Raw genomic sequence first — 5678 nt, forward strand, 5'->3', positions numbered from 1 at the left:
CGTATCTATCGACGATGGTCAAGCTTTCTCGGTCTTGCCGGCACCGCGCGGAAATCAGGATCTTGCGAGCCCTGAAGAAGCGCTGTGCGGCAGCATGGTAGGCCGTGCGCAACCCCGTTCCCGCCTGGACACCCCCTCCCGATCCCCGGACATCGGCAGGTCGGAAGCCGGAGCCGGCCTCAGCCGCCCGCCAGGGTGTCGAACAGCAGCTTCAGGTTCAGGGCGACGATCACCCCGGCGATCGCCCACGCCACGACCTTGAGCCAGGCCGGGACGACGAGCGCGCCCATCCTGGCCGGGTCCGAGACGAAGCGGACCAGCGGGATCACCGCGAAGGGCAGCTGCATCGACAGCACCACCTGGGAGAGCACCAGGAGCCGGGCGGTGCCCTGCTCGCCGTAGAGGGCGGTGACGATCACCACGGGCACGATGGCGAGGCCACGGGTGATCAGCCGGCGCGCCCAGTTCGGGATGCGCAGGCGCAAGAACCCCTCCATCACGATCTGGCCGGCGAGCGTGGCGGTGACCGTCGAATTGAGGCCCGAGGCCAGCAGCGCCACGGCGAACAGGGTCGAGGCGATGCCGATTCCGAGCAGCGGCGAGAGCAGCTCGTAGGCCTGCTCGATCTCCTGCACCTCGGTGCGGCCGGCCCCGTGGAACACCGCGGCCGCCATGATCAGGATCGCGGCGTTGACGAAGAGCGCCAGCATCAGGGCGATGGTCGAATCCGTCACCGCGAAGCGGAGCGCCTCCCGCCGGCCTGTCTCCGTGCGCGGATAGGCCCGCGTCTGCACGATGGAGGAGTGGAGGTAGAGGTTGTGGGGCATCACCGTGGCGCCGATGATGCCGATGGCGATGTAGAGGGCGGCCGGGTTCGTCACGATGCCCGCGGACGGCACGAAGCCGGCGAGCACCGCCTGGATCGGCGGGGCGGCGAGCGCGATCTGGATGCCGAAGCAGACGAAGATCACGGCCAGCAGCGCGATCACGAAGGCTTCGAGCGCCCGGAAGCCGCGCCGCAGCAGCAGCAGGACGAGGAACACGTCGAGCGCCGTGATCAGCGCCCCGAGGACCAGGGGGATGCCGAACAACAGCTTGAGGGCGATGGCCGTGCCGATCACCTCGGCGAGGTCGCAGGCGATGATCGCCGCCTCGCAGGCGAGCCAGAGCATGAGGCCGACAGGCCGCGAATAATGCTCGCGGCAGGCCTGGGCGAGGTCGCGGCCGGTGGCGATGCCGAGCCGGGCGGCCAGCGCCTGGAGCACGATCGCCATCAGGTTCGAGAGCAGGATGACGGACAGCAGCGTGTAGCCGAACTGCGAGCCCCCGGCGATGTCGGTCGCCCAGTTGCCGGGGTCCATGTACCCGACCGAGATCATGTAGCCCGGCCCGAGGAAGCCCAGCAGCCGCCGGACCCAGGAGCCGCCCGCGCGGACCGGGACGCTGCCGTTCAGGCTGCCGAGGCTCGGCTCGGGCTGCGTCTCCCGGCTGAATCGCCAGGCTCGGTCGTCGGGCATCAGGTTCACGGCAGGGCCTTCTCGGCATGCGCGTGCGGCGCAGCATCCGCTTTATAGCCAATGCTATAACGAATGAGAACAGCTAATTCGCCGAGGCGGCGCACGTTCGGTGCCGGGCGGGGGCTCCCCGCCCGCCGCCTTCTGGGATAAGAAGGGCTCCGACCCGGTTCACGCCCGTCCGCCGCGAGATGTTTCGACCGATGCAGGTTCGTCGACAGACCGCCGTGCCGGAGGCCCACCTCGTCGACCCGGAGGTCCACGTCGAGAGCTTCCGGCAGGCCCGCGAGGCGCGCCGCTCCGAGCTCGTCGAGGATTACGTGGAACTGATCGCCGACCTGATCGGCGACGGGGGCGAGGCGCGGCAGGTGGACATCGCCGCCCGCCTCGGGGTGGCCCAGCCCACCGTCGCCAAGATGCTGAAGCGGCTGGCCGAGGACGGCCTCGTGCAGCAGCGCCCCTATCGCGGCGTGTTCCTGACCCAGGCCGGCCAGGTGCTGGCCGAGCAGGCGCGGGAGCGCCACCGCATCGTCGAGCGCTTCCTGCGCGCCCTCGGCGTCAGCCCAGAGACCGCCCGGCGCGACGCCGAGGGCATCGAGCACCACGTCAGCAACGAGACGCTCGACGCGTTCCGCCTGTTCGCGGAAGGCCGGCCCTCGGCCTGAGGCTTGGACGCTGCCTATTCCATCGAAACCATTCGCTGGCGTAGCGGATAGTCAATTTTTGTTTGCCTCGACGAGAGCGATGCTTTTCGTTGCGCGGACATTGCTTTGGCTGGCGAAATCTTTCGCCTTGCGGTCTTGAAAGCCTGCGTTTCGGGATGGGCATCCCACCCGAAAATCGCTGTGCTGGATGGCGTGCGCACCGGCACGGCCATCGATAGGTCTGGTACGCGCGAAGCTTGATTTCGGGGCGCGAATATTGCGTTCTTGCCGTCATGAGCATGGTCCCTCACTCGGCGACGGTCATCGCGTTGCGCGGCAACGGACCGGTCCGGCTGGCCCCGGGGACGCGGCTCAACGGCATCTTCGAGATCGACGGGTTCATCGCCGCCGGCGGCATGGCCGAGGTCTACCGGGCCCACACCGTCGAGACCGGCGACCGGGTCGCGATCAAGGTCATCAAGCCCGACATCGCCCAGGACCGGAGCCTGATGGGGCTGCTGCGCAAGGAGGCGGCGACCCTCAGCAAGATCGCGCACGATGCCGTCGTCCGCTACTTCCTGTTCTCCGTCGACCCGGACCTCGCCTGCCCGTACCTGGTCATGGAGCTGGTGGAGGGGCCGTCGCTGGCCGACTTCCTCAAGGACGGGCCCCTCAGCCTCGCCTCGGTCCGCGTGCTCCAGGAGCGGATCGGGGCCGGCCTCGATGCGGTGCACCGCCTCGGCATCACCCACCGGGACATCTCGCCGGACAACATCATCCTGCCCCGGTCCGACCCGGGGAAGGCCAAGCTGATCGATTTCGGCATCGCCCGCAGTTCGTTCGGGGACGGGACGATCATCGCGCAGCGGTTCGCGGGCAAGCTCAACTTCGCCTCCCCCGAGCATGTCGGCCTGCACGGGGGCGTGGTCACGCCCAAATCCGACGTCTACGCCTTCGGCCTGACCCTGGCCGCCGCCCTCCTCGGCGCCCCCCTCGACATGGGCGGCACGCAGCTCAACATGGTGCGCCGGCGCCAGTCCGTGCCGGACCTGAGCGGGATCGACCCGAAGATCCGCGGCGTCATCGCCCGCATGCTGCAGCCCGACCCGGACGACCGGCCGGACATGGTCGCCGATCCGGCGGCCGCCGGGCCGGCCCGATCCTCCGGGTCCGCGGACGCACCGGGTTCGCGTCGCCGGTGGTGGTATGCCGGCGCTGCCGCCGCACTCGTCTGCCTGATCGGGGGCGTCGTCGGCTGGCGCGTCGCCCTGGACCCGGATGGGCCGGCCGCGCCCCCCGATCCCGGCGCGCGCGCGACGCCGGATGCGGGCCGGCCCGCGACCGCGGACAGACCCGCGCCCCCGCCGGGCCGGGCGGGCGCCGACGACCCCAGGCCCTCCGAGGAGCGCGAGGCGGCCCAGCCCCAGTCCCAGCCCCAGCCCCTGTCCCAGCCCCTGGCCCAACCTTTGGCGGAGGCCGGCGCGCGGCAGCCGGCCGCCGCCGAACCCGAGCCCCGCCCCTCGCAAGGGGGGCCTTCCGAGGGCGCCCGCACGGGCAGCGAGACCGCGGCGCCGGCCCTCCCTCCCGCCCCGGCCCGCCCGGAACAGGCGCCCGCCGCCCCGGCCACCGAGGCGCGTGCGGACGGCTCCGTCCGCGATTGCGGCGCGTGTCCCCCGATGATCCGGGTCGCGGGCGGCGCCTTCAGCATGGGCAGCACCGTCGATCCCACGGAGAAGCCCGTCCGCACCGTCCGGATCAAGCCGTTCCTGCTCGGCCGGAGCCCGGTCACCGTCGGCGCGTGGAACGCCTGCGTCGCGGCCGGCGCCTGCGACACCGGCCTCGAGGGCGACCCGGACCGGCCGGCCAACAACCTCAGCTGGGACGACGCCCAGCAATACATCCGCTGGCTCGCCAGGCTCACGGGGCGGAGCTACCGCCTCCCCTCCGAGGCGGAATGGGAATACGCGGCCCGCGGCGGCACGCGGACGCGCTACTGGTGGGGCGACCGCTTCCGGGAGGACATGGCCGCCTGCAAGGCGCCCGCGGCGACGGCGCAGGGGCCGGCGCGCGCCTCGGATTTTCCCGCCAACGGCTTCGGCGTCCAGGGCACCACCTGCCTGGTCGCCCAATGGGTCTCCGATTGCTGGCACCCGAGCTTCCGGGGGGCGCCGGGGAACGGCTCCGCCTGGATCGGGCAGACCTGCCAGCAGCGCGTCCTCCGGGGCGGGTCCTGGAAGAGCACCGCCGAGGCCGCGCGTCCGGCCAGCCGCGCGTTCTACGACGCGTCCGTCCGGTATCCCACGAACGGGTTCCGCCTCGCGCGCGATCCCTGAGGCACGGTTCTGGGGTGCGCCCGCATCCCGGATGGATGGAGGAGGGTCGTCATGAGACGCGGTATGGCATGGTCGGCCCTGGCGCTCCTGTTCCTCGGCGTGCCGGCCGGCGCGCAGACGCCGGCCCCGGCCCCCGAACGCACAACACCGCCCCCGCCGGTCACACCGCCCCCGGATTCGGCCGTCTACCTGATCGCGCCGCGGGCGGGGTCGCGGGTGACGAGCCCGGTGACCGTCCAGTTCGGGTTGCGCAACATGGGCGTCACCCAGGCCGGCAGCACCGCCAGGAACGCCGGCCACCACCACCTGCTCGTCGACGTGAAGGACGACCTCACCGAGGGCGAGCCGATCCCGGCCGACAGGAACCACCTGCATTTCGGCGGCGGGCAGACGGAGACGCGCCTCGACCTGCCTGCCGGGCGCCACACGCTGCAGCTCGTCCTGGGCGATGCGCAGCACCGGCCGTTCTCGCCCTCCGTCCGGTCGGCGAAGGTGGAGATCCTCGTGGTGTCGCCCCAGGCGAACCGGAGACGGCGCCCGCCCCGCGGCCGGTACCATTACGGGTATGGGCGCGGCTGATCCGTATGCTCAGCCGACCAGGGGCAGCGGCTCGGCCTCGCCGTCCGGGATCACGTCGACCTCGACCTTGAGCTTCTGCTTGCCCGAGGCGCTGACGATGCCGTCGATGGGGGCCACGTCCCCGTAGTCGCGCCCGCGCGCCACGACGATGTGGTCGTCGCGCACGGCCACCGCGTTGGTCGGGTCGAGGCCGATCCAGGCGTCCCCGCACCAGACCGCGACCCAGGCGTGGCTCGCATCCGCCCCGCGCAGGCGCGGGCGCCCGGGGGGCGGGATGGTGCGCAGGTAGCCGCTGACGTAGGCCGCGGGCACGCCTAAGCCGCGCAGGCCCGCGATCATCACGTGGGCGAAGTCCTGGCAGACGCCGGCCCGCAATTCGAACGCCTCGGAGAGCGGGGTGTGGACGGTGGTGGCCTTGGCATCGAAGCGGAAGTCGGCGCGGATGCGGGTCATCAGGTCGTGGGCCGCCCCGTAGGCGCTGCGGCCGGGGCGGAAGCTCGCGCGGGCGTAGTCCGTCACCGCGGGCACCAGGGGCACACGCGCGCTCGGGAACAGGAAGTGCACCGGCGCGTCCGGCCCGAGGTCCGGCTGCGCGATCGCGCGATCGC

At 72.0% G+C, this 5678-nt stretch carries 5 protein-coding genes; 3 read left to right on the top strand and 2 right to left on the bottom strand.

Annotated elements, in window-relative coordinates:
• Window positions 1-179: 179 nt before the first annotated feature.
• Window positions 180-1517 carry an Nramp family divalent metal transporter gene (locus COGEMETH_RS18110; RefSeq protein ID WP_238184002.1) on the bottom strand — a complete coding sequence of 446 codons (1338 nt, stop codon included), beginning with the start codon at window positions 1515-1517 and terminating at the stop codon, window positions 180-182.
• 200 nt (window positions 1518-1717) lie between these two features.
• On the opposite strand from COGEMETH_RS18110, the gene mntR reads away from it, so the two are divergent.
• From mntR to COGEMETH_RS18125, 3 genes are all read left to right on the top strand, one after another.
• On the top strand, window positions 1718-2179 hold the full coding sequence (gene mntR / locus COGEMETH_RS18115; protein WP_238184003.1) for a manganese-binding transcriptional regulator MntR: 462 nt from the start codon (window positions 1718-1720) through the stop codon (window positions 2177-2179).
• Between the two features lie 272 nt (window positions 2180-2451).
• A complete protein-coding gene (locus COGEMETH_RS18120) occupies window positions 2452-4491 on the top strand; it encodes a bifunctional serine/threonine-protein kinase/formylglycine-generating enzyme family protein (protein ID WP_238184004.1) in 2040 nt (679 codons plus the stop codon).
• A 51-nt stretch (window positions 4492-4542) separates the two neighbouring features.
• Window positions 4543-5070 carry a DUF4399 domain-containing protein gene (locus COGEMETH_RS18125; protein ID WP_238184005.1) on the top strand — a complete coding sequence of 176 codons (528 nt, stop codon included), beginning with the start codon at window positions 4543-4545 and terminating at the stop codon, window positions 5068-5070.
• Between the two features lie 9 nt (window positions 5071-5079).
• On the opposite strand, the gene COGEMETH_RS18130 is transcribed toward COGEMETH_RS18125, so the two are convergent.
• A partial coding sequence (locus COGEMETH_RS18130; RefSeq protein ID WP_238184006.1) for a transglutaminase-like domain-containing protein occupies window positions 5080-5678 on the bottom strand: 599 nt, incomplete at its 5' end.

It is taken from the genome of Methylobacterium trifolii (assembly GCF_022179685.1).
Classification (GTDB): domain Bacteria; phylum Pseudomonadota; class Alphaproteobacteria; order Rhizobiales; family Beijerinckiaceae; genus Methylobacterium; species Methylobacterium trifolii.

Excerpts from the sequence above, each read along its gene's own strand:
- COGEMETH_RS18120 (WP_238184004.1), top strand. The coding sequence starts at position 2,452 with ATGAGCATGGTCCCTCACTCGGCGACGGTCATCGCGTTGCGCGGCAAC.
- COGEMETH_RS18110 (WP_238184002.1), bottom strand. The coding sequence starts at position 1,517 with ATGCCCGACGACCGAGCCTGGCGATTCAGCCGGGAGACGCAGCCCGAG.
- COGEMETH_RS18125 (WP_238184005.1), top strand. The coding sequence starts at position 4,543 with ATGAGACGCGGTATGGCATGGTCGGCCCTGGCGCTCCTGTTCCTCGGC.
- mntR (WP_238184003.1), top strand. The coding sequence starts at position 1,718 with ATGCAGGTTCGTCGACAGACCGCCGTGCCGGAGGCCCACCTCGTCGAC.